Below are 24,113 nucleotides of genomic sequence, written 5' to 3'. Positions count from 1 at the left end.
CCTCTCGTGTCGTCAGGCCAGCGCGAGTTGCGCGTGCATTTCCTGGATCGAGATCACGTCGAGCTCATCCATGTGCCGCATGCCCTCGACGGCCGCTTCGGCGCCGAAGATCGTCGTGAAGGTGGTCACACGGGCCAACAGCGCCGAGGTGCGGATCTGGCGCGAATCGGCGATGGCGTTGCGACGCTCTTCCACCGTGTTGATGACCAGCGCAATCTCGTTGTTCTTGATCATGTCGACGATGTGCGGACGGCCTTCGGTGACCTTGTTGACCACGGCGCAGGCGATGCCCGCGGCCTGGATGGCCGCCGCGGTGCCCTTGGTCGCGATGAGCTCGAAGCCCAGGGCCGCCAGGCCACGCGCCACTTCCACCGCACGCGGCTTGTCGTTGTTCTTCACCGAGATGAACACCCGGCCGGACTTCGGCAGGTGCGTGCCCGCGCCCAGTTGCGACTTCACGAAGGCTTCGCCGAAGGTCTTTCCCACGCCCATCACTTCGCCGGTCGACTTCATCTCAGGGCCGAGGATGGTGTCGACGCCCGGGAATTTGACGAACGGGAACACCGCTTCCTTGACGCTGAAGTACGGCGGCGTGACTTCCTTCGTGACGCCCTGCGAGGTCAGCGACTGGCCGGCCATGCAGCGCGCAGCCACCTTGGCGAGCTGGATGCCCGTCGCCTTGCTCACGTAAGGCACCGTGCGCGATGCGCGCGGGTTCACTTCAAGCACGTAGATGACGTCCTGGCCGTCCTTCTCCTGGATCGCGAACTGCACGTTCATGAGACCGACCACGTTCAGCGCCTTGGCCATGGCGGCACTCTGGCGCTTGAGTTCGGCGATCGTCTCGGCCTTGAGGCTGTACGGCGGCAGCGAGCAGGCGGAATCGCCCGAGTGCACGCCGGCCTGTTCGATGTGCTCCATCACGCCGCCGATGAGCGTGTTGCCCTCGGCGTCGCGCAGGCAGTCGACATCGCACTCGACGGCGTCGTTCAGGAAGCGGTCCAGCAGCACCGGCGAATCGTTGCTGACCTTGACGGCTTCGCGCATGTAGCGCTCCAGGTCGCGCTGCTCGTGCACGATTTCCATCGCGCGGCCACCCAGCACGTAGCTCGGGCGCACCACCAGGGGATAGCCCAGTTCGGCCGCCTTTTCGAGCGCCTCGGCCTCGGTGCGCGCGGTCGCGTTCGGCGGCTGGCGCAGCTTCAGTTCGTGCAGCAGCTTCTGGAAGCGTTCGCGGTCTTCGGCGGCATCGATCATGTCGGGGCTGGTACCGATGATCGGCACGCCATTGGCCTCCAGGTCGAGCGCGAGCTTGAGCGGCGTCTGGCCGCCGTACTGCACGATCACGCCGGTCGGCTTTTCCTTGTCGACGATTTCGAGCACGTCTTCGAGCGTGAGCGGCTCGAAGTACAGGCGGTCGCTGGTGTCGTAGTCGGTCGAGACCGTTTCGGGATTGCAGTTGACCATGATGGTCTCGTAGCCGTCCTCGCGCATCGCGAGTGCGGCATGCACGCAGCAATAGTCGAACTCGATACCCTGGCCGATGCGGTTGGGACCGCCGCCGAGCACCATGATCTTCTTCTTGTTGGTCGGCTCGGCCTCGCACTCGTCCTCGTAGGTCGAGTACATGTAGGCGGTGTTCGTGGCGAACTCGGCCGCACAAGTGTCGACGCGCTTGTAGACCGGGCGCACGCCCAGGGCACGGCGCTTCTCGCGGATCGCGGTGTCGGTGGTCTTCAGCTGGCGCGCGAGGCGGCGGTCGGAGAAGCCCTTCTTCTTGAGCGCCAGCAGCGTGTCGCGGTCGATGTCGTCGAGGGACTTGGTTTCGAGTTCGAGTTCGATCTTCACGATCTCCTCGATCTGCACCAGGAACCACGGGTCGATCTTGGTCAGCGCGAAGACTTCGTCGACGCTCAGGCCCATGGCGAAGGCGTCGCCGACATACCAGATGCGGTCCGGGCCGGGCTCGCCGAGTTCCTTTTCGAGGACTTCGCGGTCCTGTGTCTTCTCGTTGAGGCCGTCCACGCCGACTTCCAGGCCCCGCAGTGCTTTCTGGAAAGATTCCTGGAAGGTGCGGCCCATGGCCATCACCTCGCCAACCGACTTCATCTGCGTCGTCAGCCGCGAATCGGCCTGCGGGAATTTCTCGAAAGCGAAACGCGGGATCTTCGTGACCACGTAGTCGATGCTGGGCTCGAAGCTCGCCGGCGTTGCGCCGCCGGTGATCTCGTTGCGCAATTCGTCGAGCGTGTAGCCGACAGCCAGCTTGGCTGCGACCTTGGCGATCGGGAAACCGGTGGCCTTGGAGGCCAGCGCGGACGAACGCGAGACGCGCGGATTCATCTCGATGACGACCATGCGGCCGTCCTTCGGATTGATGGAGAACTGGACGTTCGAACCACCCGTGTCCACACCGATCTCGCGCAGCACCGCCAGCGATGCGTTCCGCAGGATCTGGTATTCCTTGTCCGACAGCGTCTGCGCGGGCGCGACGGTGATCGAATCACCGGTGTGCACGCCCATCGGGTCGAGGTTTTCGATCGAGCAGACGATGATGCAGTTGTCGGCCTTGTCGCGCACGACTTCCATCTCGTACTCTTTCCAGCCGAGCAACGACTCTTCGATGAGCAGCTCGTTGGTGGGCGAGGCTTCCAGGCCGCGCTTGCAGATGGTCTCGAACTCTTCGGGGTTGTAGGCAATGCCGCCGCCCGTGCCGCCGAGCGTGAAGCTCGGGCGGATCACCACCGGGAAGCCCACGGTCTTCTGGACCGCCCAGGCCTCGTCGAGCGAATGGGCGATGCCCGAACGCGCCGAGCCCAGTCCGATCTTGGTCATCGCGTCCTTGAACTTCAGGCGGTCCTCGGCCTTGTCGATGGCTTCGGGCGTGGCGCCGATCAGCTCGACCTTGTACTTGTCGAGCACGCCATTGCGCCACAGATCGAGTGCGCAGTTGAGCGCGGTCTGTCCACCCATCGTCGGCAGGATCGCGTCGGGACGCTCCTTGGCGATGATCTTCTCGACCGTCGGCCAGGTGATCGGCTCGATGTAGATGACGTCGGCCGTGGCCGGGTCGGTCATGATCGTCGCGGGATTGCTGTTGATCAGGATGACCTTGTAGCCCTCCTCGCGCAGCGCCTTGCAGGCTTGCACGCCGGAATAGTCGAACTCGCAGGCCTGGCCGATGATGATCGGGCCCGCGCCGATGATGAGGATGCTCTTGAGGTCTGTGCGCTTAGGCATTCTTCTGTCCTTCTTTGTGACTTTGCATGAGTGCCGTGAAGCGGTCGAACAGGTAGCCGATGTCGTGCGGGCCGGGCGATGCTTCCGGGTGGCCCTGGAAGCAGAAGGCCGGCTTGTCGGTGCGTGCGAGGCCTTGCAGCGTGTTGTCGAACAGGCTGATGTGCGTGGGCCGCAGGTTGGCGGGCAAGGTCTTTTCGTCGACGGCAAAGCCGTGGTTCTGGCTGGTGATGCTCACGCGGCCGTTGTCGAGGTCCTTCACGGGATGGTTCGCGCCGTGGTGGCCGAACTTCATCTTGAAGGTCTTTGCGCCCGAGGCGAGCGCCATGATCTGGTGGCCGAGGCAGATGCCGAAGACCGGGATACCCGTTTCGATCAGCTGGCGCGTGGCCTCGATCGCGTAGTCGCATGGCTCCGGGTCACCGGGGCCGTTGGCGAGGAAGATGCCATCGGGCCGCAGCTTCAGCACGTCGGCCGCCGGCGTCTGCGCCGGCACGACGGTGATGCACGCGCCACGCTGCGCAATCATGCGCAGGATGTTCTTTTTGACGCCGTAGTCGAAGGCCACGACGTGGAACTTCGGCGTGATCTGCACGCCGTAGCCGGAACCGAGCTTCCACTCGGTCTGCGTCCATTCGTAGGTTTCCTTGACCGACACGACCTTGGCGAGGTCCAGGCCCGCCATGCTGGGCGCTGCCTTGGCCGCGGCCACGGCCTTGTCGATGACGGCCTGGGTCACCTTTTCGCCCTCGGCCAGGCCGAGGATGCAGCCGTTCTGGGCTCCGTGGGTGCGCAGGTGGCGGGTGAGCTTGCGAGTGTCGATATTGGCAATGGCGACCGTCTTGCCGCGCACGAGGTATTCGTTCAGCGTGGCGGTCTTGCGGAAGTTGGACGCGACGAGGGGCAGGTCCTTGATGATCAGGCCTGCGGCATGGATCTTGTCGGCCTCGATGTCTTCCTCGTTGACGCCGTAGTTGCCGATGTGCGGGTACGTGAGCGTCACGATCTGCTGGCAATAGCTCGGGTCGGTCAGGATTTCCTGGTAACCGGACATCGCGGTGTTGAACACCACTTCGCCAGTTGTGACGCCGGTGGCGCCGATCGAGTTGCCGAGAAAGACCGTGCCGTCTGCAAGCGCCAGGATGGCGGGCGGGAATTTTCCCTTGAGAGACAAAAGCACTGGGATCTCCGGATGGATGACGCCCAAAGCGAACCCAAGATATGACTTTGGGCTGCGACTCTCGTCGAGGAGTTGGCTTGCGTGCGCTGAGGGCGGGGTGTGAGCGGGAAAGCCCTTGATTATAGCCGCCGAAGGCTCACGTTCCGGCTCCTGCCACGCTTGCATGCAAGCAGATTGCCGCCGCCGCCGCGACGTTGAGCGATTCTTCGCCGCCCGGCTGGGCAATGCGCACGTGCCGGGACGCGCGCGCCTCCAGCGCGGCGGAAACGCCCTGCCCTTCGTGCCCCAGCAGCCAGGCACAGGGGTGGGGCAAGCTGGTGCGGTGCAGCAAATCGCCGCGGTGCGAGCTGGTGGCGATCCAGGGAATGGTGAGGGCGTCCAGCGCGTCCATTTCGACGCCTTCTATCAGCCGCAGGCCGAAGTGGGCCCCCATCCCCGCGCGCAGCACCTTGGGCGCCCACAGCGCCGCCGTGCCCTTGAGCGCGATGACCTGAGTGAAGCCGAACGCCGCCGCGCTGCGCAGGATCGAGCCGACATTGCCGGCATCCTGAAGGCGATCGAGAACGACGGTCGGCGCTGCCGGCTCGACCGTCGGGCGCGCGGGCAGATCCAGCACGAAACCCATGGGCGCCGGCGACTCCAGGCCGCTCACACCGGCCAGCAACGCATCCGCCAGCACGACCGTCTTGGCTGCCGCATTGGCCCATTCATGACGCGCAGAAGGCCACAACGATTCGGCAAAGATCGCGACGGCCGGCCGAACCCCACGCTCGCGCGCGGCGCGGCAAAGGTGGTCGCCTTCGAGCCAGACGCGGCCCGCCTTGCGGTATGCGCCCGGATCATGGGCCAGCTTGCGCAGCTCCTTGAGGAGCGGGTTGTTGCGGGATGTGACGTGGCTGACGTCGTCGGAAGTCACGGTGAAACCCGCATTTCGATGGAATTCGTCTGGATCACCATGGATTCCACCACCATGGCAGCAGGCTCCACCTGGCTCGCCGTCCTCGAAAGGGCCGCGGCCACAGGACTGAAGGATCTGCGATGGTGGACGCAGGCGCCATGGCGCAGCAGTGCTTCGAGGTGCTCGGGCGTACCGTAGCCTTTGTGCCCGGCAAAACCGTAATGCGGAAACTCCGCGTGCAACTGCTCGCAGAGTCGGTCTCGATGCACTTTCGCCAGGATCGAAGCCGCGGAAATCGCCTTGACGCGGGCATCGCCCTTGACGATGGCCTCCGCCAGCACGTCCAGCGTCGGCAGCCGGTTGCCGTCGACCAGCACCTTGGCCGGCTTCAGGCGCAGGCCTTCGACCGCCCGTCGCATGGCCAGCATCGTGGCCTGAAGGATGTTGTGGGTGTCGATCTCCTCCACGCTCGCCTGTGCGACCGAGCAGCACAGGGCCTTGGCCAGAATCTGGTCGTTGAGTCGCTCGCGCTGCAACGCCGTGAGCGTCTTCGAATCGGCTAGGCCGCGGATGGGGCGTTGGTCGTCCAGGATGACAGCCGCGGCAACGACCGGCCCCGCCAGCGGCCCGCGACCGGCCTCATCGACTCCCGCCACGAGGCCTGGCGCGTCCCAGACGAGCGTGGCCTGTTCAGCCTTCAAGAACTTTCTGGATCGCATCGGCGCACAGTGTCGGCGTATCGCGCAGCAATTCGGTGTGCAGCGCGCAAAAACGTTGTTGCAAGGCGTGAACCTTGTCGGGAGCGTCAAGCCACTCCAGGGTGGCGGCAGCGAGCGCTTGCGGAGTCGCGGCGTCCTGTAGCACTTCGGGAACGACGAATTCTCCGGAGAGGATGTTCGGCAGGCCGACCCAGGGCTGCAATTGCTTGTGGCGCATCACCAGATTCCAGGTCAGCGAATTCATGTGATACGAGATGACCATGGGCCGCTTGAAGAGCGCCGCCTCCAGCGTGGCGGTGCCGCTCGCAATCAAGGTGACGTCGCAAGCGGCCAGCGCTGCGTGCGAGCGGCCATCGAGCAGCGTCACGCGACCAGTCATTCCTGCGGCTTGCAGCGCTTGCTCCACGTCAGCCCGGAGGTTCGGCAGCACTGGCGAGATGAACCGGAGCGAGGGCTGCGCCTTCAACATCAGCGCAGCCGCCGCAAAGAACCTCGGAGCGATGTGCCGCACCTCGGAACGCCGGCTGCCGGGAAGCAGTGCCACGACCTTCGCGTCGCCGTCGATGCCAAGCTCGGCACGGGCGGCTGCCTGGTCCGGCGCCATCGGGATCAAATTGGCCAGCGGGTGGCCGACATAGCTGGCTGCGATGCCATGCTTTGCCAGCAAATCGGGCTCGAAGGGAAAGATGCAAAGTACGTGGTCGGCTGCTGCCCGCAGCTTTTCGACGCGCTCCGGACGCCACGCCCAGATGGATGGGCAGACGAAATGGGCCGTCTTGATGCCGCGGCTCCGCAGCCCGGCTTCGAGATCCAGGTTGAAATCCGGTGCGTCGACGCCGATGAAGATGTCCGGCGACTCGCGAAGAAGCCGCGCCTTGAGCTGCCTCCGGATGCCGGCGATTTCCGCATAGTGGCGCAGCACTTCGACGTAGCCACGCACAGCGAGCTTCTCTTGCGGCCACCAGCTTTCAAAGCCGCGAGAAAGCATTTGAGGCCCCCCGATGCCGGCCGCCTTCATGGTGGGCCAACGCGCCTGCAGCCCGTCGAGCATCAGGCCCGCCAGCAGGTCGCCCGAGGCCTCGCCGGCGACCAGCGAGAACTGCCGCTGCGTTTCAGACATGGGACAGCTCAGCGCGCGATGCCGCGCGTGGCACCGGCGAGAAATTCACTCATCATCGCGACGTCAGCCGCCGACTCTGGCACTTCGGTAGCGAGTGCCTCGATCGCGGTGCGCGCCTCGTCCAGGGTCTTGCCCTGGCGGTACAGAAACCGGTGCATCTGCTTCACGGCCGCAATGCGGCTCGGCGAGAACTCGCGGCGGCGCAAGCCGACCGCGTTGAATCCGCGCACGGCGAGAGGATTGCCGTCCACCAGCATGAAGGGCGGCACGTCCTGCGTGACGGCGCTGGCAAACCCGAGCATGGCGTGGGCGCCGACCGACACGAACTGGTGGATACCGGTCAGCCCGCCCACTGTCACCCAATCGGCCAGGTGCACGTGGCCGGCCAGCGTCGTGTTGTTGGCGAGCGTGGTGTGATCGTCCACACGGCAGTCATGCGCGATGTGCGTGTAGGCCATGATCCAGTTGTCATTACCCACCCGCGTGACGCCTCCCGCGCCGGGCACGCCGATGTTGAAGGTGCAGAACTCGCGGATCGTGTTGCGATCGCCGATCAGCAGTTCGGTCGGCTCGCCGGCGTATTTCTTGTCCTGCGGCACCGCACCCAGCGATGCAAACTGGAAGATCCGGTTGTCGCGGCCGACGGTGGTCCTGCCCTCGATCACGCAGTGCGCGCCAATCGTGGTGCCCGCGCCGACCCGGACGTGCGGACCGATCACGGCGTAGGGACCGACACTCACCGTCGGGTCGAGTTCGGCCTGGGGGTCGACGATGGCCGTCGAATGAATCTGGGTCATGCCAGCAGGTTCAGTTGATCTGGCGCATGGCGCACATCAACGTCGCTTCGCAGGCCAGTTCGGCACCGACCAGCGCGCGCCCCTTGAACTTGGAAATGCCAGCCTTCATGCGCTCGATTTCGACTTCGAGCGTCAGCTGGTCGCCGGGTTCCACGGGGCGCTTGAAACGCGCGCCGTCGATGGCTGCGAAGTAGTAGACGGTGTTGTCGTCCGGAACGATGTCGAGCGAATGGAAGGACAGCAGCGCTGCAGCCTGCGCCATCGCTTCCAGCATCAGCACGCCCGGCATGACCGGGCGGTGCGGGAAATGGCCGTTGAAGAACGGCTCATTCATGGTCACGTTCTTGAGCGCGGTGATGCGCTTGCCCTTTTCCATCTCGAGCACACGGTCCACCAGAAGGAACGGGTAACGGTGGGGCAGCAGCTTCAGGATTTGATGGATATCGAGCGTCGTCGTCATGATTTCTTGTCCTGCATCGTCATTTTTTCCAGCGCCTTCAGGCGCTCGCGAAGACCGTGCAGTTGCTTGAGCGTGGCTGCATTCTTTTCCCAGGCGGCATTGTCGTCGATGGGGAACACGCCAGTGTAGTGGCCAGGCTTGTGAATGGACCGGGTGACCAGGGAGGTAGACGAAATGTGCACGTGGTCGGCGATCGTCAGGTGTCCCAGGACACCGGCACGGCCACCGATTGTGCAATACGCGCCGATGGTCGCACTGCCCGCCACGGCGGCACAACCCGCCATCGCGGTGTGCTTGCCGATGCGTACGTTGTGACCGATCTGGATCAGGTTGTCGAGCTTCACGCCGTCTTCGATCACGGTGTCTTCCAGGGCGCCCCGATCGATGCAGGTGTTGGCGCCGATTTCCACGTCGTCACCGATGCGCACGGCGCCGAGTTGCTCGATCTTGACCCAAGCGCCTTCGTGCGGCGCGAGTCCGAAGCCATCGGCGCCGATCACGACCCCGGGATGCAGCAGGCAGCGCGCGCCGATGACGCAGTCCTCGCTGACCGTCACGCCGGACTTGAGGACTGTGTCGGCGCCGATTCGCGCGCCGCGCTCGATGACGCACAGGGCGCCAATGCGGGCGGTCGGGTCGATCGAAGCGTCAGGATCGATCACGGCGCTGGGGTGGATCCGGGCCGTTTCAGGCCTGGCGTGGGCCTTCTTCCAGAGCTGCGTCAGCCGTGCGAAGTACAGATAGGGATCGGGGGCCACGATGAACGCGCCACGCTCGGCCGCGGCCTCCTTCATGGCGGGCGACACGATGACGCACCCGGCCCGCGAATCCGCGAGTTCCTTGCGGTATTTCGGGTTGCTCAGGAAGCTGATCGCATCGGGCTGCGCCGTCGAAAGCGGCGCCAGCCGCTCTATCGACAGGGCAGCATCGCCCTGAAGCTCGCCCCCCAGGGCCTCGATGATTGCGCCTAGCCGCAGTGCCACGCCGTTTCGCGGCGCTACTTGCCGCCGGCAGAAGTCGACGCGTTCAGCGCCTTGATCACCTTCTCGGTGATGTCGTGCTTCGGGTTGATGTAGATCGCTTCCTGCAGGATCGCGTCGTACTTTTCAGCCTCAGCCACCTGCTTGACCACCCGGTTGGCACGCTCGTAGACCTGCTGGAGCTCTTCGTTCTTGCGTGCGTTCAGGTCTTCCTGGAACTCCCGGCGACGGCGCTGGAAGTCGCGATCCTGGTCAACCAGGGCACGCTGGCGCGCAACGCGCTGCGTTTCCGAAAGCGTCGGCGCCTCGCGCTCGAACCGCTCCGAAGCAGCCTTCAGCGCCTCGCCCTGCGCGGTCAGGTCCTTCTCACGCTTGAGGAACTCAGCCTCCAGCTTGGCTTGCGCAGCCTTCGCGGGCTGGGCTTCACGCAATACGCGATCCGGATTGACGAAGCCGATGCGGAAGGTTTCCTGCGCGTGGGCGGGCACACCCGCAGCCAGGAACGCGGGAATCAGCAACGCACCGGCGACGCGGAGCAATGGGGTCATTAGAAAGAGGTTCCGATCTGGAATTGCAGGCGTTGAATTCTATCCTTCGTGATGGGACTCGCCGGATCGCTGAAGTCTTCCTTCTGGTACACCACCGGGAACGCATAGGCCAGCCGCAGCGGTCCCAGCGGTGAAATCCAGCTGATGCCGATACCGACGGAAGCCCGCAGCTTCTTGATCGCATCCCACTGTTTGTCAGTCGAGAAGGCGTCGCGATCGCCGAACACGTTACCCACGTCGAAGAAGCCGTAGAGGCGAAGCGTCCGGTCATTGCCGGCGCCTGGGAACGGGGTGCTCAATTCGGCGTTGAAAACGGCCTTCTTCGTGCCACCGATGGCGGCACCCTCGATCTGGCCCAGCAGCGGAACGTCGCGCGGACCGAGCGAGTTCTGCTCGAAGCCGCGCACGGAGCCCAAGCCGCCGGCGTAGAAGTTCTTGAAGATCGGGTACGGTTTGCCGCCGTAGGCCTTGGCATAACCCAGTTCGCCATTGACCGCAAAGGTGTACTGCTTGTTGATGGGGAAGAACTGCTGGTATTGGTAGCCGCCCTTGTAGTACTTCATGTCGCCGCCCACCCCGATTTCGAGGTTGGCGCGCTGCAAACGGCCACGCGTCGGGATCAGCGCGCTGTCGCGATCGTCGCGCGCCCATCCGATGGTCAGCGGAACGCCCCACACCGAATCGTCCTGGCAAGCGACATAGCCCAATTCGTTGGGGTTGCAATTGAAATACGTGCGATAGGACTGCGGCGTCAGGCCAGACAGGTTGCTGCCAGGGCTGAAGCTGTAGCGCTCGAGGCCGGCACCGAAGAAGACCGTATCGACCTCGCTGAACGGGACGCCGAAACGAATGGTCCCGCCTTCGTTGACGAGCTTGTAGTCGCCATCCTGCGAGTAGTACGGCCGGGTCGTCGTGCTGTACAGGCTGAAGCTGCGCGAGATGCCCTCTTTCGTGAAATAGGGATCCGTCGTGGTCAGCGAAAGCGTGCGGTTGTACTTGCTGGTATTGACCTGCACGCCGAGGTAGTTGCCCGAGCCGAACACGTTTTCCTGCGAGATGCCGAAGGTCAGGCTCACCTTGTCGGCACTGGAGAAGCCCGCGCCGAGTTGCAGCGATCCGGTCGGCTTTTCAGTCACATTGACCGTGAGGTCGACCTGGTCCGGTGTGCCGGGCACTTCCTGCGTATCGACATTCACTTCTGTGAAGAAGCCGAGGCGGTCGACGCGATCGCGAGACAGCTTGATCTTGTCACTGTCGTACCACGAAGCTTCGTACTGGCGGAACTCGCGCCGGATCACTTCGTCGCGCGTGCGGTTGTTGCCACCCACCGCGATGCGGCGCACATAGACGCGACGGCCAGGGTCCCCGGTGATGGTCAGCGCAACGCGATTGTTGGTGCGATCGACCTCCGTATCGGCCGCCACGCGCGCGAAGGCAAAGCCGAAGGAGCCGAAATAGTCGGTGAAGGCCCGGATCGTCTCCGATATCTGTTCGCCGTTGTAGGGCTCCCCCGGCCTGATCGTCACGAGCGACTTGAACTCGTCTTCGCGCCCAAGGAAATTGCCGCTGAGCTTGACGCCCGAGACAACGAACTTCTCGCCTTCCGTGATGTTCACGGTCACGGACAGGTCTTGCCGGTCGGGCGAGATGGCAACTTGCGTCGAATCGATGTGGAACTCGAGGTAGCCGCGCGTGAGGTAGTACGAGCGCAGCGTCTCCAGGTCGGCATTGAGCTTGGCGCGCGAGTATTGGTTGGACTTGGTGTACCAGCTGAGCCAGCCGCCGCTGTCCTGGTCGAAAAGACTGAGCAGCGTGGACTCGCTGAAATCCTTGTTGCCGACGATGTGGACCTCGCGAATGCGCGCAGGCTCGCCTTCGGTCACGGTGAAGGTCAGGTTGACGCGGTTGCGCTCGATCGGCGTGACCGTGGTCACCACCTGCGCGTTGTAGAGACTACGGCTCACGTACTGGCGCTTGAGCTCCTGCTCCGCGCGGTCGGCCAGCGCCTTGTCGTAAGGCCGGCCGTCAGCAAGACCGACTTCGCGCAATGCCTTCTGCAGCGCCGCCTTGTCGAATTCCTTGGTGCCGACAAAATCGACATCGGCAATGGTGGGCCGCTCCTCGACGATCACCACCAGCACATTGCCGTTGACGTCGATGCGCACATCCTTGAAAAGTCCCAGATCGAACAGTGCCCGGATCGCAGCCGAACCGCGCTCGTCGCTGTAGGTATCGCCCACACGGAAAGGCAGCGAGGCGAAGATCGTTCCCGGCTCCACGCGCTGAAGGCCTTCGACCCGAATGTCGCGAACCGTGAAAGGCTCGACGGCCCAGGCTGCCGTGGCTGCAAGTGCGCTAACCACTACCGCGGCGACGCTGCGCAGGCGAAAGCGACTGAATGTTGTGTTCATCTGTGAATTGAGCCGGCGCGGAAGGGGCCGGAGAAAGTTAACCAAAGAGCCGCGTGACGTCGTTGAAGAGTGCGATCGACATCATGACCAGCAATAGCGCGACACCGCCGCGCTGAAGCCTTTCCATCCATGCATCGGAGACGCTCTTGCCAGTCAGGCCCTCCCAAAGATAATACATCAGGTGTCCTCCATCGAGGACCGGCAGCGGCATGAGGTTCAGCACGCCGAGGCTCACGCTGATGAGTGCAAGGAACACCAGGTATTGAGTGATCCCCATGCTCGCGGACTTGCCCGCGTAGTCGGCAATCGTCAGGGGCCCGCTCAGGTTCTTGAGCGAAGCCTCGCCGATCAACATCTTGCCCATCATGCGCACGGTGAGCGCCGACACTTCCCAGGTCCGGACCACGCCACGCCAGGCGCCTTCGATGACACTTTGTCGAACCAGCACCATCTCGGGCGGCGCGCCAACGTAGGCACCGATGCGCCCGACCTTGGCCGCGCCATCGTCGCGCACGTCGGGCGTGACTTCGATACCCACGGTCTGGCCGCCCCGCTCGACTTGCCATGACTGCGTGAGCGGCTGCCCGTCATCGACCGACGCGCGGATCACTTCGCGCAATTGCTGGCCATCGACGATCGCCGTGGCACCGACCGAACGAACGACGTCGCCTGCGCGCAAGCCGGAACGCTCCGCCGCGCCCTGAGGCATCACCTCGCCGATCTCGGGACGCGTCAGCGGCGTGATGAGCCCGATCTTCCGGAACATCTGCGCATCGGCGTCCTTGGCTTCGATCTGGCTCAGCGGCAGAACGACTTCCCGAGCGGGCCGACCGCCCTCGCCTGCGATCTCCAGCGTGAGGTCGCGCCCATCGAGCGCGCCGCGCGTCATGCGCCAGCGCAGATCTTCAAAAGATTCCACCGGCTCCAGTTCGCCGCCGAACCCCGCACGCGTGATGTGTTCGCCGCCTGTGAGGCCTGCACGCTCAGCCAGGGAGGCTGCGACCGGACGCGCGAGCTTGGCGACAGGCTCCTGCACGCCGATCCAATTGACGACCGTGTAGAGCAGCACCGCCAGCAGCAGGTTCGCAATCGGGCCGGCCGCGACGATGGCCGCGCGCGAACGCAAGGGCTGCGTATTGAAGGCGCGATGACGTTCTTCTGGCGCGACCGGACCTTCGCGCTCGTCGAGCATCTTCACGTAGCCGCCGAGCGGGAAGGCACCGATGACGAACTCGGTGTTTTGCCCCGGGTGCTGGCGCTTCGGCTGCCAGCGATAGAGCGTCTTGCCGAAGCCGACCGAGAAGCGCAAAACCTTCACCCCGCACGCCACGGCAACGCGGTAGTGGCCGTATTCATGCACGGCAATCAACAAACCGAGCGCAACGATGAAGGCAACGACGGTGAGCATCGGGTGGTCCGGAAGTTGAGGGCGTCAGGCTGCGAAGCGAAGCGCCGCCGCATTGGCGGCCGCACGGGCGCTCGCATCCAGCGCAAGCAGGTCCGCGAGCGATGCCGGATTGGAGGGACGCACAACCTCCAAAGTTTCCATGTTGACCGCATGAATTCGATCGAAGCGCAGCCGGCGATCCAGGAAGGCTTCGACGGCGACTTCATTCGCTGCATTCAGGACCGCGGTGGTTCCCGGCGCTGCGTGCAACGCGTGCCAGGCCAGGCCAAGGCCAGGGAAGAGCGCGGCGTCCGGCGCATCGAAGGTCAATGCGGCCATCTGGCGGAAATCGAGCCGGCCAGCACCGCTGTCGATGCGCTCGGGCCATGCGAGCCCCACGGCGATGGGGACTCTCATGTCGGGCGTGCCCAGTTGCGCGATCACCGAAGCATCGGTGAACTGCACCATCGAATGCACCACGCTCTGCGGGTGGATCACGACCTCGATCTGCTCCGGCCTGACGCCGAACAGATGGCGAGCCTCGATCACTTCGAGGGCCTTGTTCATCATCGTCGCGGAATCCACCGAGATCTTGCGGCCCATGACCCAATTGGGATGGGCGCAGGCCTGCTCGGGCGTGACGGTCGACAGCGTTTCCGGAGCGCGCGTCCGAAACGGCCCCCCGGAAGCAGTCAGGATGATCTTGTCGATGCGACGCGACCAGGTCGCCGGGTCTTCGGGCAACGACTGGAAGATGGCGGAGTGTTCGCTGTCGATCGGCAGCAGGGTCGCCCCGCCCTCGCGCACGGTGCGCATGAACAGCTCCCCGCCAACAACCAACGCTTCCTTGTTGGCGAGCAGCAGGCGCTTGCCGGCGCGAGCTGCCGCGAGGCAAGGACCCAGTCCGGCCGCGCCGACGATCGCGGCCATGACCGCATCGGCCTCTTCGTGCGAAGCGATGGATTCGATCGCCCCTTCGCCGCTCAGCACCCGCGTGGACAGGCCGTTCTGCTTCAGCTTTTCAGCCAGCAGCGTGGCGTGCGGGGCACTGGCCATGACCGCGAACTTCGGCGAGAAACGGGCGCACTGGGCGAGCATGTCGTCGACCTTCGTCGCGGCCGACAAGGCGAAGACCTCGAAGCGCTCGGGATGTCTCGCGATCACGTCGAGCGTGCTGACGCCGACGGATCCTGTCGAGCCGAGCACCGTGATGCGTTGTTTGGGAGCGTTCACAGAAATGCCAACATCATTGCAATAGGCAGCGTGGGAAGGAGCGCGTCAATTCGGTCGAGTACGCCGCCATGACCGGGCAACAGGCCGCTGCTGTCCTTGGCGCCCGCGCTGCGCTTGATCAGGGATTCGACCAGATCGCCGACCACGCTCATGGCCGAGAGAAACACCACGCTGATCAGCAGCAGCCACCAGCCGCGCTCGGTCAGTCGCGTGTAGAGGCTGGGATCGGAAGCCTGCGCTGCCGAATCGGCCCAGACCCATGCGAGCGCCAGAACGATCACGCCGGCCATGCCGCCCCAGACGCCTTCCCAGCTCTTGCCGGGACTGATGGTGGGCGCGAGCTTGTTCCGGGTGAACCTGAGGCCGAAGGCCCGACCGGTGAAATACGCGAAAACGTCGGCAACCCACACGAGAACCAGAATCGACAGCAGGAAATTGATCCCCACCATGCGTGCCTGCACCGCAGCCAGCCAGGCCACCCACAAAGCCAGCAAGCCGCCGACCAGACGCAGGCCCTTGGGCACGCGCGGCCAGCCGGGCACGGCGACGCGCAGCAGCGCGGCGCCCCCCAGAACCCATGCGGCACTGGCGACAATCCAGACGGCCAGCAACGGCACCTGGAGCAGGCCCAACCACCAGGTCAGCCCGCAAAGCAGGATCATTTCGGCGCCGAGAAACAGCGACAGGCGCGGACCGTAGTCGTTCAGGCGCCCCCATTCCCAGGCTGCGGCGCCGATCAGCGCCAGCATGACCCAGGCGAAAGGCACGTACGAAGGATAGAAGAGCGCGGGCAGCAGGATCGCCAGCAAGACGACCGCAGTGATGATTCGTTGTTTGAGCATGCGCTCAGGCTACTTGCTGATCGGGCTGCGCGCTGGCGCCGAGCTGCGCGGAAGTCTGGCCAAACCGGCGCTCGCGGAGCTGAAAGGCGGCAATCGCATCGTCCAGCGCGGCCTCGTCGAACTCAGGCCACAGGCGATCACTGAAGTACAACTCGGCGTAGGCGCTCTGCCAGAGAAGGAAATTGGAGAGCCGCTGCTCCCCGCCGGTGCGGATGAACAGGTCGGGATCGGGCACGTGCGACAGGGCCATGGCCGCATCGAGATTGGCCTCGGTGAGCGCCTCGCCACGCGCAACGATCTGTGCTGCAGCCCTGGCGATATCCCATCGGCCGCCATAGTTGAAGCAGACGTTCAGCACGAGGCGGCTGTTGTGCGCCGTCGCGGCCTCGGCCTGGACTAGGCCTGCGATGATCTTTTCGGACAACCCGCCGCGCTCCCCGACGAAATGCAACCGCACGCCGTCATGGCTCAACTTCGGCACTTCCCTTCCGAGCGCTCCGACCATCAGGTCCATCAACCCCGAAACTTCCTCGACGGGTCGATTCCAGTTCTCGGACGAAAAAGCAAACACCGTCAGGACGCCGACGCCTCGGGCCACGCAGGCCTTGACGCAACGCCGCAGGGACTCGACGCCCTGCTTGTGCCCCGCGACGCGAGGCAGGAAGCGGCGCGTGGCCCACCGTCCATTGCCATCCATGACGATGGCAATGTGATGGGGGATGACACGCGCGGGCTTCACGTCAAACCGCCATGATCTCGGCTTCCTTGGCCGCCACGAGCCGATCGATCTCGGCGATGTGGCGATCGGTCACCTTCTGGATCTCGGCTTCGGCACGCTTTTGATCGTCCTCGGAAGCGAGCTTGTCCTTGACCAGTTTCTTGATCGCGTCGTTGGCATCGCGGCGGAGGTTGCGCGTCGCGATCTTGGCGCTCTCGCCTTCATTGCGAACGAGCTTGGTCATTTCCTTGCGGCGCTCTTCGCTCATCGGCGGCAGCGGCACACGGATCAGGTCGCCCATCGACGCGGGGTTCAGCCCGAGGTCGCTTTCGCGGATCGCCTTTTCGATCTTGGCGCCCATGCCCTTTTCCCAGGGCTGAACGCTGATGGTGCGCGAGTCGAGCAGCGCGACATTCGCGACTTGCGAGAGCGGAACCGAAGAGCCGTAATAGTCGACGTGGATCGAATCCAGCAGCGCCGGATTGGCGCGACCCGTACGGATCTTGGTGAGGTTGTTCTGGAACGCAGCGAGCGATTGGTTCATCTTCGCGTCGGTTGCGTTGCGGATATCTGCAATGGTGGTCATCTCTACGATTCCTTGGATCCCGGACGATGATTCTTTCAGGCGTGCACCAGCGTGCCTTCGTCCTCGCCCATCACGACGCGCTTGAGCGCGCCATTCTTGAAGATCGAGAACACCTTGATGGGCAGATTCTGGTCGCGGCACAGCGCAAAGGCGGTGGCGTCCATGATGCCAAGATTCTGTGCAATGGCTTCGTCGAAGCTCAGCCGGGCGTAACGGGTGGCGCTCAGATCCTTCTTGGGATCCGCGGTATAGACGCCATCGACCTTCGTCGCCTTGAGCACGAGTTCGGCGCCGATCTCGGCGCCACGCAGCGCGGCGGCCGTATCCGTCGTGAAGAACGGATTGCCGGTGCCGGCGGCAAAAATCACAACCTTGCCTTCCTCCAGGTACTGGAGGGCCTTGGGACGCACATAGGGCTCGACCACCTGTTCGATGGCGATGGCCGACATCACGCGGGCGATCAGGCCTTGCTTGTTCATCGCGTCGGCCAAGGCGAGTGCATTCATGACGGTCGCCAGCATGCCCATGTAGTCGGCAGTGGCGCGGTCCATGCCCACGGAGCCTCCCGCGACACCGCGAAAGATATTGCCGCCGCCGATCACGACGGCCACCTCGACGCCCATGTTCACCACTTCCGCCACCTCGCCGACCATGCGAACGATGGTCGCGCGATTGATGCCGAAAGCATCGTCCCCCATCAATGCCTCACCCGACAGCTTCAACAAGATTCGCTTGTGGGCTGGGCGGGCTTCATGCATGGATCGTTCCTTTGGAGGGGTTGGCGGGGCGAGTGTAAAACGTGACAGTAAGGATCGGCAGCGCACCATGCGCCGCCGATCCGGGCGGCGTGACTTACGCCGCAGCCTTGGCGGCGGCGACCTGCGCAGCCACTTCGGCCGCGAAGTCGTCAACCTTCTTTTCGATGCCTTCGCCCACCACGTAGAGCGTGAAGCCCTTGATGGACGTGTTGGCCGCCTTGAGCATCTGCTCCACGGTCTGCTTGTCGTTCTTCACGAAAGCCTGGTTGTGCAGCGACACTTCCTTCAGGTACTTCTGCACGCCGCCTTCGATGCGCTTGGCAACGATGTCGGCAGGCTGCGGCTTCTTGCCTTCGGCTTCGGCCGTCTTGCGGTCTTCCTCGGCCTTGCCGGCTGCGACCGCACGTTCCTTCTCGATCAGGTCGGCGGGAACGTCAGCGCTGGAGATAGCGACCGGCTTCATGGCGGCGATGTGCATGGCGACGTCCTTGGCCGAGGCGTCGTCGCCTTCGAATTCGACCATCACGCCGATGCGCGTGCCGTGCAGGTACGAGGCCAGCTTGCCGTTGCCGGCGAAGCGCTTGAAGCGGCGGAAGCTCATGTTTTCGCCGATCTTGCCGATCAGACCCTTGCGCACGTCTTCGAGCGTGGGGCCGAAGCCGTCCTGCTCATACGCCAGCGCGCCCAGCGCGGCGAGGTCGGCGGGGTTGTGCTTGGCGACCAGCATGGCGGCAGCGTTCGCCATTGCAAGGAAGCTGTCGTTCTTGGTGACGAAGTCGGTTTCACAGTTGATCTCGATCATCGCGCCGGCATCGCCGTCGACGAACGCCGTGACCACGCCTTCGGCCGTGATGCGACCGGAAGCCTTGCCAGCCTTGTTGCCCAGCTTGATGCGCAGGAGCTCTTCGGCCTTGTCCATGTTGCCGTCGGCTTCGGTCAGGGCCTTCTTGCATTCCATCATCGGGGCGTCGGTCTTTGCGCGCAGTTCGCCGACCATGCTTGCGGTGATTGTTGCCATGTGTGTTCTCCGTTCGGTTTGTCAGTTGTGGCGACCCGCACCGGGCGCCACGAAAATCAGATTAAAAAAAAGGGGCAACAAAGCCCCTTCTTCAGGCTCGTGCGAGCGCAAATCAGGCGGAAGCGCCCTCTTCGACCTCGACGAACTCATCGGAATTGCCTTCGGACACGGCCTTCACCACGTCGCTGACAGCGCTGGAACGGCCTTCGATGATCGCGTCGGCGATGCCGCGGGCGTACAACGTGACAGCCTTGGACGAGTCGTCGTTGCCAGGGATCACGTAGTCGATGCCTTCGGGCGAGTGGTTGGAGTCCACCACACCAATCAGCGGGATGCCCAGCTTCTTGGCTTCGGCAACGGCGATCTTGTGGAAGCCCACGTCGATCACGAAGATGGCATCGGGCAGCGCGGTCATGTCCTGGATGCCGCCGATGTCCTTCTCGAGCTTCTCGATTTCGCGCGTGAAGGTGAGCTGTTCTTTCTTGCTCAGGCTGTCGAGGCCGGCTTCGAGCTGGGCCTTCATGTCCTTCAGGCGCTTGATCGAGGTCTTGACGGTCTTGAAGTTGGTCAGCATGCCGCCGAGCCAACGGGTGTCAACGTAGGGAACGCCAGCACGACGGGCTTCAGCCGCGACGATTTCGCGGGCCTGGCGCTTGGTGCCGACCATCAGGATCGTGCCGCGGTTGGCGGTGAGCTGCTTGGCGTACTTCATCGCGTCCTGGAACATCGGAAGCGACTTTTCCAGGTTGATGATGTGAATCTTGTTGCGATGGCCGAAGATGAACGGGGCCATCTTGGGGTTCCAGAAGCGGGTTTGGTGACCAAAGTGGACACCGGCTTCCAGCATTTCGCGCATGGTGGTCGACATAGGAATAACTCCAAAGGTTGGGTCTAAAATCCAGCCCGTTTTGTGTGCCATTCATTCGAATTTCTTCGATGGAATGGAGATCACAACACCTTGAATGGGCTGGTTTGCGGATGCGTCTCGCAGCGGGAAAGTACCCGGGGCGAAACCCAAAGAGTATAGCACGCACCACCCTCCCCTCCCCCCACATTTCCCAGCACCAGACCATGCGCCCAGACTTGCACGCCACCCGCCTCGCCCTGCTGGCCGGCAGTTCCGACGCGCGCACCAAAATGGAGCAGGCCATTGCGGTTGCCGAATCGGCTGCATGCGATCAGGTCTTCACGCGAAAGCTGTTCGACGAAGCCCGTCATGCCGCTGCCGCCGCAGATCCCCGGCAGCCGCTGGCCGGTCTGGCCTTTTCGGTCAAGGATCTGTTCGATGTCGCCGGCCAGCCAACGCCCGCGGGCTCCGTGGTGCTGGCCCATGCGCCGGCCGCCAAGGCGGACGCGGCGGCGGTCGCCCGGTTGCGCGCGGCGGGCGGCGCCCTGCTCGGCCGCACCAACATGACGGAGTTCGCCTTTTCGGGCGTGGGCGTGAATCCGCATCACGGAACGCCGGCAAACCCGAACGACCCGGCCACGCCCCGCATTCCTGGCGGATCCTCCTCGGGCGCCGCGGTGTCGGTGGCGACCGGCGCGGCATTCATCGGGCTCGGGTCGGACACCGGCGGCTCGATCCGCATCCCTGCGGCCCTGAACGGCATCGTCGGCTTCAAGAACACGGCGCGACTGGTACCGACGGAGGGCGCCGTCCCGCTGTCCACCACCCTCGACACCGTCTGCGCCATGACGCGGTCAGTACGCGATGCGATCACGGCGCATGAAATCCTCGCCGCCCGCCGGGTCACGGCCGGCTCAGCGCCATTGGCGGCCTACCGCCTCGCGGTCGTCAAGGACCTCTTCCTGGATGAACTCGACCCCGTCGTCGCAAAGGCCTTCGAGCGAACCCTGACGAAACTGCGCAGCGCCGGCGCCCGCGTCGAGGAAATCGGCCTCTCGGAGCTTGCCGACCTGCCTTCGATCAACTCGACCGGGGGTTTTTCGGCCGCCGAGGCCTACGCCTGGCATCGCCTGCTGATGGAGCGCAGCGGCGCCGGCTACGACCCGCGCGTCGCGCAACGCATCCTCAAGGGCGCGACCATGAAGGCGCACGAATACATCGAGCTCGGCAATGCCCGCCGCGGCTGGATCGCGCGCATGGAGCGCTCGCTCGCCCCGTTCGACGCGGTGCTGTCGCCCACGGTGCCGATCACCGCACCGACGATCGCGAGCGTTGCGCCCGGCGAGGAGCGCGACGCCGAATTCTTCCGCGTCAATGCGCTGTTGCTGCGCAATCCCTCCGTCGTCAACATGCTCGACGGCTGCGCCATCTCGATCCCGTGCCAGGTTGCGGGCGAACTGCCCGTTGGCCTCATGCTCTGGCATGCTGCACTGCACGACGACGCGGTACTAGCCGTCGCGCTGCAGGCCGAGCACGCTCTGCAGGAGCGATGATTGCCGGGCGCCACGGAGGCGCCGAAGAATAAATTTCACCGCAAAGAAACGAATGAAAATCGCGATCGTGGGAGCCGGAATCATCGGCGTCACCACTGCATGGGAGTTGGCGTCCGATGGCCACGAGGTCGTCGTTTTCGAGCGCCGCGGCGCTGCCGCCGAAGAATCGAGTTTTGCCAACGCCGGTGTCGTTGCGCCCGGCTACGTGACGCCGTGGGCCGGCCCTGGCATGCGTGGCAAGGTGCTGCGTTCGTTGCTGTCCACTCACGGGGCCATCAAGCTGCGCTGGCCGCTGTCCGCCCGTGACGTCGGATGGATGGCACGCTGGCAACGCGCCTGCAAGCTCGAAACCTATCTGGCCAATCGCGCGCGCATGCAGCGCCTGGCCTTCTACAGCCGCACCCGACTGCACACGATCACCGAGGCTTGCGATCTCGATTACGAGCGCAGCGACGGCTACCTCGTGCTGCTGCGCTCCAAACGCGAGAAGAAGCTGGTTCAGGCTGGTCTCGATGTCCTGCGTCAGGCCGGGAGCACCTTCCGTGAAGTCGATGCCGACGAAGCGCGAAAGATCGAGCCGGCGCTCAGCACGGACACGCCCCTCGCCGGTGCCATTCATCTGCCCGACGACGAAGTTGCGAATTGCAGGCAGTTCGCCCTGCTGCTCAAGTGGGAAGCCGAGGCCCTGGGTGCGCAGTTTCATTTCAACTGCGACCTGGCACCGCTGAGCCGCGCCGCGCCGACCGAACTGTCGCTGGCGAGCGGCTCCGAGGGCCACCGCTTCGATGCGGTCGTGGTGTGCGCGGGGGTTGCGTCCGCCCGATTGCTCCGGCCCCTGGGCCTGCACATTCCCCTGGCACCGGTCTACGGCCATTCGATCAGCGCGAGCATCCGCGAACCGCTCAACGCGCCGCGCAGCGCGGTGATGGACGAACGGTACAAGGTCGCGATCTCCAGGCTGGGCCTGCGCGTGCGGGTGGCGGGCAGCGCCGAACTGGGTGGCTCGCCGGGAACGTTGAATCCCGCGTCGCTCAAGACGCTGTACAAGGTGTTGCAAGACTGGTTCCCAGGCGCAGTCACCCTGCAAGCCGGCGTCCAGCAATGGAAGGGTGCGCGCCCGATGATGCCGGACGGCCCACCGATCATCGGGCCGAGCGGCATTCCAGGTGTCTGGCTGAATCTCGGCCACGGCTCCAGCGGCTGGGCGTTGTCCTGCGGAAGCGCACGCGTCCTGGCAGATCTCATGGGCGGGCGTGACGCCGGCATCGATCTCGAAGGGCTCGGCATCGAGCGATTGCTGCAACACTGACGCCCCAAGCGTCAAATTCCATGCAACGCATCACATCCGCCAGCGCCGCGCCCTTGTTCGACATCGCGGCCACACGCCGGATGGAGCAAGCGGCGGCGGCCACCCTGGCGCCTCACACGCTGATGCAGCGCGCAGGTCTCGCGGTGGCACGGCTGGCGATGGCGACGGCGCCCCATGCGCGCACGATCTGGGTGGCCTGCGGGCCCGGCAACAACGGCGGTGACGGGTTCGAAGCGGCGGCACAACTCCAGCGTCGGGGCTTCGCGACGGTCGTCACGCGCATCGGCGATGACAGTCGCCTGCCGGAAGACGCGCGCGCGTCGCTGCAGAAAGCGCGAGAAGCCGGCGTGCAGTTTTCGGACGCGCCGCCGGAACATCCCGATCTCGCCATCGATGCACTCCTGGGGATTGGCAGCACGCGGCCGCCCAGCGGTCAGATGTTGGACTGGCTGCAGCGGATGCACGCCTCTCGCGCACCCGTGTTGAGCGTCGATACGCCATCGGGGCTGAATGCAGATACCGGCACGCTCTCGGCAGACTTCCTTGCGACGCTTCAGCCCAGCAGCAACGTCTCGCGACGCGTATGCGTCAGCCTGCTGACCCTCAAGCCCGGCCTCTTCACCGCACAGGGCCGTGATGCCGCGGGCGACGTATGGTTCGACGACCTTGGCGTTGCCGCGGGCAACGAAGCGCCCGTGGCCCGGTTGCATGGCGCCTCGCCGGCGCCCGCCCGGTGGCAGGCATCGCACAAGGGGAGCTATGGCGATGTCGCCGTGATCGGCGGTGCGCCCGGAATGGCAGGCGCCGCCTTGCTGGCCGCTTCGGCCGCCCTGAACGCAGGCGCGGGGCGTGTGTTTGCTGCGCCTCTGGACACGGACATTGCGCCGCTCGACCTCGTTCAACCGGAACTGATGTTCCGACGCCGCGAGACACTGGATCTCGGTGCGATGACGGTCGTTTGCGGCTGTGGCGGTGGTTCGGCAGTGCTCGAAGCGCTCCCGCTGGTGTTGGAAACGGCTCACGCACTGGTGCTCGATGCGGATGCGCTGAACGCCATTGCCGGCGACAGCACCCTGCAGGGCCTCCTGAAAACCCGATCCCAAACCGGACGATCCACCGTGCTGACGCCGCATCCGCTGGAAGCAGCTCGCTTGTTGGGCGCTACCACCCGGGAGGTACAAAGCGATCGGCTTGGCGCGGCGAGCCGCCTTGCCGAGCGCTATGGCGCCGTGGTGGTGCTCAAGGGCTCCGGCACGGTCATCGCCAATGCAGGCGAAGTTCCGGTGATCAATTCCAGCGGCAATGCGCGCCTGGCGACCGCGGGCACCGGCGACGTCCTCGCCGGCATGGTGGGCGCAACATTGGCCGCAGGTCGCCCGGCGATGAGCGCCGCGTGCGAAGCCGTCTGGCGACACGGAGATCTGGCCGATCGCTGGCCGACCCATATCCCCCTGACGGCGAGCGCACTGGCTCGCGGCCTGCCCGCCGCGCCCTGACGCCGCAGAGCGCCCT

General features: G+C 64.7%; 21 protein-coding genes. 3 read left to right on the top strand and 18 right to left on the bottom strand.

Annotated elements, in window-relative coordinates; genetic code table 11:
- Positions 1–12: 12 nt before the first annotated feature.
- From carB to rpsB, 18 genes are all read right to left on the bottom strand, one after another.
- Positions 13–3,240: a carbamoyl-phosphate synthase large subunit gene (gene carB / locus QTH90_RS01340; protein ID WP_286662744.1), complete on the bottom strand. Its 3,228-nt coding sequence runs from the start codon at positions 3,238–3,240 to the stop codon at positions 13–15.
- Positions 3,233–4,417, bottom strand: coding sequence for a glutamine-hydrolyzing carbamoyl-phosphate synthase small subunit (gene carA, locus QTH90_RS01335; RefSeq protein WP_286662743.1), 1,185 nt, complete (start codon positions 4,415–4,417; stop codon positions 3,233–3,235). Before carA ends, carB begins: the two co-directional genes overlap by 8 nt.
- A 136-nt stretch (positions 4,418–4,553) precedes the next feature.
- The gene (locus tag QTH90_RS01330) at positions 4,554–5,333 is read right to left on the bottom strand and encodes a TrmH family RNA methyltransferase (RefSeq protein WP_286662742.1); all 780 of its coding nucleotides are present in this window, start codon (positions 5,331–5,333) and stop codon (positions 4,554–4,556) included.
- A complete protein-coding gene (rnhB, locus tag QTH90_RS01325; protein ID WP_286662741.1) occupies positions 5,330–6,034 on the bottom strand; it encodes a ribonuclease HII in 705 nt (234 codons plus the stop codon). Before rnhB ends, QTH90_RS01330 begins: the two co-directional genes overlap by 4 nt.
- The gene (gene lpxB, locus QTH90_RS01320) at positions 6,006–7,154 is read right to left on the bottom strand and encodes a lipid-A-disaccharide synthase (protein WP_286662740.1); all 1,149 of its coding nucleotides are present in this window, start codon (positions 7,152–7,154) and stop codon (positions 6,006–6,008) included. The genes rnhB and lpxB overlap by 29 nt, the downstream gene beginning before the upstream one ends.
- Before the next feature lie 8 nt (positions 7,155–7,162).
- Positions 7,163–7,951: an acyl-ACP--UDP-N-acetylglucosamine O-acyltransferase gene (gene lpxA / locus QTH90_RS01315; RefSeq protein WP_286662739.1), complete on the bottom strand. Its 789-nt coding sequence runs from the start codon at positions 7,949–7,951 to the stop codon at positions 7,163–7,165.
- A gap of 10 nt (positions 7,952–7,961) precedes the next feature.
- Entirely contained in the window at positions 7,962–8,411 is a 450-nt protein-coding gene (gene fabZ, locus QTH90_RS01310) for a 3-hydroxyacyl-ACP dehydratase FabZ (RefSeq protein ID WP_286662738.1), read from the bottom strand.
- A complete protein-coding gene (gene lpxD / locus QTH90_RS01305) occupies positions 8,408–9,394 on the bottom strand; it encodes a UDP-3-O-(3-hydroxymyristoyl)glucosamine N-acyltransferase (RefSeq protein WP_286662737.1) in 987 nt (328 codons plus the stop codon). Before lpxD ends, fabZ begins: the two co-directional genes overlap by 4 nt.
- Before the next feature lie 14 nt (positions 9,395–9,408).
- Positions 9,409–9,939, bottom strand: coding sequence for an OmpH/Skp family outer membrane protein (locus QTH90_RS01300; protein ID WP_286662736.1), 531 nt, complete (start codon positions 9,937–9,939; stop codon positions 9,409–9,411).
- Positions 9,939–12,350 carry an outer membrane protein assembly factor BamA gene (gene bamA, locus QTH90_RS01295; protein WP_286662735.1) on the bottom strand — a complete coding sequence of 804 codons (2,412 nt, stop codon included), beginning with the start codon at positions 12,348–12,350 and terminating at the stop codon, positions 9,939–9,941. The genes QTH90_RS01300 and bamA overlap by 1 nt, the downstream gene beginning before the upstream one ends.
- Positions 12,351–12,387: 37 nt before the next feature.
- Positions 12,388–13,758 carry an RIP metalloprotease RseP gene (rseP, locus tag QTH90_RS01290; protein ID WP_286662734.1) on the bottom strand — a complete coding sequence of 457 codons (1,371 nt, stop codon included), beginning with the start codon at positions 13,756–13,758 and terminating at the stop codon, positions 12,388–12,390.
- A gap of 24 nt (positions 13,759–13,782) precedes the next feature.
- Complete coding sequence (ispC, locus tag QTH90_RS01285; RefSeq protein WP_286662733.1) at positions 13,783–14,970, bottom strand: 1-deoxy-D-xylulose-5-phosphate reductoisomerase; 1,188 nt, start codon at positions 14,968–14,970, stop codon at positions 13,783–13,785.
- A complete protein-coding gene (locus QTH90_RS01280; RefSeq protein WP_286662732.1) occupies positions 14,967–15,812 on the bottom strand; it encodes a phosphatidate cytidylyltransferase in 846 nt (281 codons plus the stop codon). The genes ispC and QTH90_RS01280 overlap by 4 nt, the downstream gene beginning before the upstream one ends.
- Positions 15,813–15,816: 4 nt before the next feature.
- A complete protein-coding gene (gene uppS / locus QTH90_RS01275; protein WP_286662731.1) occupies positions 15,817–16,551 on the bottom strand; it encodes a polyprenyl diphosphate synthase in 735 nt (244 codons plus the stop codon).
- 1 nt (position 16,552) lies between these two features.
- Positions 16,553–17,116, bottom strand: a complete 564-nt coding sequence (gene frr / locus QTH90_RS01270) for a ribosome recycling factor (protein WP_286662730.1) — start codon at positions 17,114–17,116, stop codon at positions 16,553–16,555.
- Positions 17,117–17,151: 35 nt separating this feature from the next.
- Positions 17,152–17,874 (bottom strand): UMP kinase, encoded by a 723-nt coding sequence (gene pyrH, locus QTH90_RS01265; RefSeq protein ID WP_286662729.1) that lies wholly within the window; start codon positions 17,872–17,874, stop codon positions 17,152–17,154.
- A 94-nt stretch (positions 17,875–17,968) separates the two neighbouring features.
- Positions 17,969–18,892 (bottom strand): translation elongation factor Ts, encoded by a 924-nt coding sequence (gene tsf, locus QTH90_RS01260; protein ID WP_286662728.1) that lies wholly within the window; start codon positions 18,890–18,892, stop codon positions 17,969–17,971.
- A 112-nt stretch (positions 18,893–19,004) separates the two neighbouring features.
- A complete protein-coding gene (rpsB, locus tag QTH90_RS01255; RefSeq protein ID WP_286662727.1) occupies positions 19,005–19,760 on the bottom strand; it encodes a 30S ribosomal protein S2 in 756 nt (251 codons plus the stop codon).
- 203 nt (positions 19,761–19,963) lie between these two features.
- Between rpsB and QTH90_RS01250 the strand changes: the two genes are divergently transcribed.
- From QTH90_RS01250 to QTH90_RS01240, 3 genes are read left to right on the top strand one after another with little or no spacing between them, the layout of a single operon-like run.
- Entirely contained in the window at positions 19,964–21,292 is a 1,329-nt protein-coding gene (locus QTH90_RS01250; protein WP_286662726.1) for an amidase, read from the top strand.
- A 52-nt stretch (positions 21,293–21,344) separates the two neighbouring features.
- Complete coding sequence (locus QTH90_RS01245; RefSeq protein WP_286662725.1) at positions 21,345–22,601, top strand: D-amino acid dehydrogenase; 1,257 nt, start codon at positions 21,345–21,347, stop codon at positions 22,599–22,601.
- Between the two features lie 20 nt (positions 22,602–22,621).
- Positions 22,622–24,097, top strand: a complete 1,476-nt coding sequence (locus tag QTH90_RS01240) for an NAD(P)H-hydrate dehydratase (protein ID WP_286662724.1) — start codon at positions 22,622–22,624, stop codon at positions 24,095–24,097.
- Positions 24,098–24,113: the final 16 nt, after the last annotated feature.

The sequence above is a fragment of the Variovorax flavidus genome (genome assembly GCF_030317145.1).
GTDB lineage: Bacteria > Pseudomonadota > Gammaproteobacteria > Burkholderiales > Burkholderiaceae_C > Variovorax > Variovorax flavidus.
This window is presented reverse-complemented; position numbering and strand designations above follow the sequence as displayed.

Bases quoted from the DNA above. Each gene is read 5' to 3' on its own strand.
- carB (WP_286662744.1), bottom strand. From the start codon at position 3,240: ATGCCTAAGCGCACAGACCTCAAGAGCATCCTCATCATCGGCGCGGGC.
- rseP (WP_286662734.1), bottom strand. From the start codon at position 13,758: ATGCTCACCGTCGTTGCCTTCATCGTTGCGCTCGGTTTGTTGATTGCC.
- rnhB (WP_286662741.1), bottom strand. From the start codon at position 6,034: ATGCGATCCAGAAAGTTCTTGAAGGCTGAACAGGCCACGCTCGTCTGG.
- QTH90_RS01250 (WP_286662726.1), top strand. From the start codon at position 19,964: ATGCGCCCAGACTTGCACGCCACCCGCCTCGCCCTGCTGGCCGGCAGT.
- lpxB (WP_286662740.1), bottom strand. From the start codon at position 7,154: ATGTCTGAAACGCAGCGGCAGTTCTCGCTGGTCGCCGGCGAGGCCTCG.
- fabZ (WP_286662738.1), bottom strand. From the start codon at position 8,411: ATGACGACGACGCTCGATATCCATCAAATCCTGAAGCTGCTGCCCCAC.
- bamA (WP_286662735.1), bottom strand. From the start codon at position 12,350: ATGAACACAACATTCAGTCGCTTTCGCCTGCGCAGCGTCGCCGCGGTA.
- lpxA (WP_286662739.1), bottom strand. From the start codon at position 7,951: ATGACCCAGATTCATTCGACGGCCATCGTCGACCCCCAGGCCGAACTC.
- tsf (WP_286662728.1), bottom strand. From the start codon at position 18,892: ATGGCAACAATCACCGCAAGCATGGTCGGCGAACTGCGCGCAAAGACC.
- QTH90_RS01240 (WP_286662724.1), top strand. From the start codon at position 22,622: ATGCAACGCATCACATCCGCCAGCGCCGCGCCCTTGTTCGACATCGCG.
- QTH90_RS01245 (WP_286662725.1), top strand. From the start codon at position 21,345: ATGAAAATCGCGATCGTGGGAGCCGGAATCATCGGCGTCACCACTGCA.
- QTH90_RS01280 (WP_286662732.1), bottom strand. From the start codon at position 15,812: ATGCTCAAACAACGAATCATCACTGCGGTCGTCTTGCTGGCGATCCTG.
- pyrH (WP_286662729.1), bottom strand. From the start codon at position 17,874: ATGCATGAAGCCCGCCCAGCCCACAAGCGAATCTTGTTGAAGCTGTCG.
- frr (WP_286662730.1), bottom strand. From the start codon at position 17,116: ATGACCACCATTGCAGATATCCGCAACGCAACCGACGCGAAGATGAAC.
- QTH90_RS01300 (WP_286662736.1), bottom strand. From the start codon at position 9,939: ATGACCCCATTGCTCCGCGTCGCCGGTGCGTTGCTGATTCCCGCGTTC.
- rpsB (WP_286662727.1), bottom strand. From the start codon at position 19,760: ATGTCGACCACCATGCGCGAAATGCTGGAAGCCGGTGTCCACTTTGGT.